Genomic DNA, 3,293 nt, shown 5'->3' with positions numbered 1-3,293 from the left:
ATTTTCATAAGGCAAATGAGTTTTTAGGCACGAAAAGGCTGCCTACTTTTATGTGTAACGACGTCGTTAAAAATCCTGACATCGAGCGTTTTACGAGAGATTACGAAGCGCATTTAAAAAAGGTTTTCGGCTAAATTTAAGCAGACTCTAGCGCAAATTTATAAGCTAGACAGTAGAAATTTTACCCTGCCCTTTGTGCCGTTAAATTTGATCTAAATTTAAACTCATGCCACGCCGGAGCGTAGAATTTCGCTATGGATTTAGGCGGTACGCCAAACATCCTTGCGTATTCGCGGCTAAACTGCGACGCGCTCTCGTATCCTACGTCAAAGGCAGCCTGCGCTACGCCGATATTTTTGGTCGCGAGCAGGTTTTTAGCCTCTTCAAGGCGGATCTTTTTTTGAAAAGCGATGGGGCTTAGCGAGGTTACGACCTTGAAGTTATGATAGAGCGACGACTCGCTCATATAGCAAGCGCGCGCGACCTCTTTCATATTTAGTTTTTTCGTAAATTCATTTTTTATCTTTGCGACGGCATGCAAAATTTTATTAGAAACGCTGCCTTGCATAGCAAATTTGTTTAAAAAATAGCCGCTTTTATCGCTTGTTACAAGGGTGTAAAGGATCTCTTTTTTGGCAAGATCCGATAGAAATTTAATCTTCTCTTTTGGCTTTTCAAGCAGCAAGATAAAGCGCAAAACAGGCTCTATTATCTCTTCCGTAAGATCGCCGAAAAATACCCCCTTTTGGCTTTTTTGCATGTTATCTTCTTTTATCTCGACTTTTTTTAGCACTTCATAAATTTCATCCATGCTAAATTTAAGGATAAGCGAGATATATGGCCTCTCTTTTGAGGCGTCGGTTAGGCTCACTCTTAGAGGCATATAGGTCGATGTGAGTAGATACCTTTGCTCGTTGTATCCGCTCATCTCATCGCCAAAGCCCACCGACTTTGCCCCTTGCAAGATAATGCACAAAGATGGATTGTAGATGACATTGATAAAATCATGCGTCTTTTCGCTGATGTAAAAATCAAGCGAGTCGATGTCGCTTTGAACAAGGCCGTTTACGCCGTATCTATCTAGTAAAAATTCTTTTGTTTGCTCTTTTAGTAAATTTAGCTCACTCATCTTGCTCTCCGCCTCAAATTTTATGAAATTATACCCCTTTTTAGAAATTTTTCAGGATTAGGCATGAAATTTAGAGAATCGTTCTAACGCAAAATTTAAAATCCTGCTAGAATGCACATTACAAAACAGCTTGTAAAGCTAAATCAAAACCGAAAGGACAAAGATGTATCTTAAGAAATTTGCGGCGGCGCTTGTAGCGTCAAGTTTTATTTTAGGAGGCAATGCAATGGCAGGTGCAAACGCGGTAAAATCACCCCTAGAGGCGGTTTCTATGGTTAGCGAGTGGGATAAAATTTTCGCCAAAAGCGACAAAGTAGATCACAAAAAGGTCAAATTTAAAAATCGCTACGGCGTGGAGCTAGTCGGCGATCTTTATACGCCTAAAAATTTAAAAGGCAAAGCCGCTGCGATCGCAGTTAGCGGACCTTTTGGCGCGGTAAAGGAACAATCAAGCGGACTTTACGCGCAAACGCTAACTGAGCGCGGATTTATCACGCTTGCCTTTGATCCAAGCTACACGGGTGAGAACGGCGGCGTGCCGAGGAATTTAGCAAGCCCAGAGATAAATACCGAGGATTTTAGCGCGGCGGTTGATTTTCTAGGCCTTTAAGACAATGTAGACCCTGAACGTATCGGCATTTTAGGAATTTGCGGCTTTGGCGGTTTTGCTCTAAATGCAGCTCTTAGCAATCCTTGCATAAAGGCGGTTGCAACCAGCACGATGTATGATATAACGCGAGTGGTAGCAAAAGGCTACAACGATAGCATAGGCGCGGATGAGAGATATGAAACTAAAAAGAAGCTAGCCGAGCAACGCTGGGTCGATGCAAAAGCCGGCAAACCGGCATATACTGGTGCGATAAACGTTGATCCAAAAAAGATAGACGCAAGCACGCTGCAGTTTATAGCTGAATATGCGGACTTTTACCGCACGCCGCGCGGATATCACAAAACGCTCTGTAAATTCAAACAGCGGAAAGAGCGGCTGGATCGTCACAAATCCTATCTTGTTTATAAATATGCCGATCCTTGCTTACGCAAGCGAGATGAGAACTCCGACTCTTATCGTAGCCGGCGAAAAAGCGCACTCAAGATACTTTAGCGAGGACGCTTTTAAATCGCTTGGCAACAAAAATAAAGAGCTAGTTATCGTCCCTGGCGCCGTGCATACAGACCTATATGACAATAAAAACAACAAGATCCCATACGATAAATTTGAGGAATTTTTCAAAGCAAATTTGAAATAAACAAGCCCCCCTGCGCTTTGCAGGGGTAAATTCGAGAGATAAGGAAGGTAAAAATGAGAAAAATTTTAGCCATCTTTATGCTTTTTGCAGGGCTAAATTTAGTAGCTGGGGAGAAAATGCGTAATTTAAAGATAGCTTTAAAAAGCTCTAGCGGCGAAGTCGCTGCTGTCTTAGACGACACGGCGGTGGCTAGGAGCTTTGCCGCACAGCTACCGCTAACGCTAAATTTAAGCGACTACGCCGGACACGAAAAGGTCGCCAAACTGCCAAAACCGCTTGACGTAAGCGGCGAGCCAAAAGGACGCGATGGCAAAAAAGGCGAGATCTCGTACTTTGCTCCGTGGAATAACTTCGTCATCTACTACGGCTATCAGCCCTACTACGAGGGCATCGTACGTCTAGGCGTGATAGATGGCGATGTGAGCTTGGTCGCAAAAGACGGGCAGATCAGGATAGAGCCAGCAAAATAAATCCGCCGTAGCCGCAAAATCAGCTCGCAAATTTCAAAATATGGCGGCAAAATTTAGCCCAAATTTAGGGCTAAATTCCATACGCTTACTAATTTTTCTCGGCTAATTTTTTCTCTATAAATTTTAAAATTTCATCCGCGCTTACGCTCTGCCGCTTTAGACCTGCGCGGGTGATAAACTCGACGCTTCCCTCCGCTAGGGCTTTTCCCGCGAGCACCGCGTACGGAAAGCCCATCAGCTCGAAGTCGTTCATCTTTACGCCGAAACGCTCCGCGCGATCATCAAGTAGCACGCGGATACCGCGCTCGCGGCACTGCTCGTATAGTTTCTCGGCAAATTCTACCGCCGCGGCGTCTTTGTGATTTGAGATGATGATCTCAAGCTCGAAAGGCGCCAGCTCGCGCGGCCACACGCAGCCTCGCTCATCGTGGCTGCTTTCGATCGCCA

At 44.7% G+C, this 3,293-nt stretch carries 3 protein-coding genes and 2 pseudogenes; 3 read left to right on the top strand and 2 right to left on the bottom strand.

Annotated elements, in window-relative coordinates; genetic code table 11:
* Nucleotides 1-134: pseudogene (locus Q0614_RS06665) on the top strand (NADPH quinone reductase MdaB); the annotation flags it as partial.
* Between the two features lie 47 nt (nt 135-181).
* Here the strand turns inward: Q0614_RS06665 and Q0614_RS06660 are convergent.
* Nucleotides 182-1,129 carry an AraC family transcriptional regulator gene (locus Q0614_RS06660; RefSeq protein ID WP_298787466.1) on the bottom strand — a complete coding sequence of 316 codons (948 nt, stop codon included), beginning with the start codon at nt 1,127-1,129 and terminating at the stop codon, nt 182-184.
* A 226-nt stretch (nt 1,130-1,355) separates the two neighbouring features.
* On the opposite strand from Q0614_RS06660, the pseudogene Q0614_RS06655 reads away from it, so the two are divergent.
* Nucleotides 1,356-2,376 (top strand): annotated as a pseudogene (locus Q0614_RS06655) (alpha/beta hydrolase).
* Between the two features lie 53 nt (nt 2,377-2,429).
* Entirely contained in the window at nt 2,430-2,846 is a 417-nt protein-coding gene (locus Q0614_RS06650; RefSeq protein ID WP_298787465.1) for a cyclophilin-like fold protein, read from the top strand.
* A gap of 88 nt (nt 2,847-2,934) precedes the next feature.
* Here the strand turns inward: Q0614_RS06650 and Q0614_RS06645 are convergent.
* The coding region (locus Q0614_RS06645; RefSeq protein WP_298787463.1) for a His/Gly/Thr/Pro-type tRNA ligase C-terminal domain-containing protein at nt 2,935-3,293 on the bottom strand (359 nt) is incomplete at its 5' end.

Source organism: uncultured Campylobacter sp. (genome assembly GCF_937997595.1).
Taxonomy (GTDB): domain Bacteria; phylum Campylobacterota; class Campylobacteria; order Campylobacterales; family Campylobacteraceae; genus Campylobacter_B.
This window is presented reverse-complemented; position numbering and strand designations above follow the sequence as displayed.

Excerpts from the sequence above, each read along its gene's own strand:
- Q0614_RS06660 (WP_298787466.1), bottom strand. The coding sequence starts at position 1,129 with ATGAGTGAGCTAAATTTACTAAAAGAGCAAACAAAAGAATTTTTACTA.
- Q0614_RS06650 (WP_298787465.1), top strand. The coding sequence starts at position 2,430 with ATGAGAAAAATTTTAGCCATCTTTATGCTTTTTGCAGGGCTAAATTTA.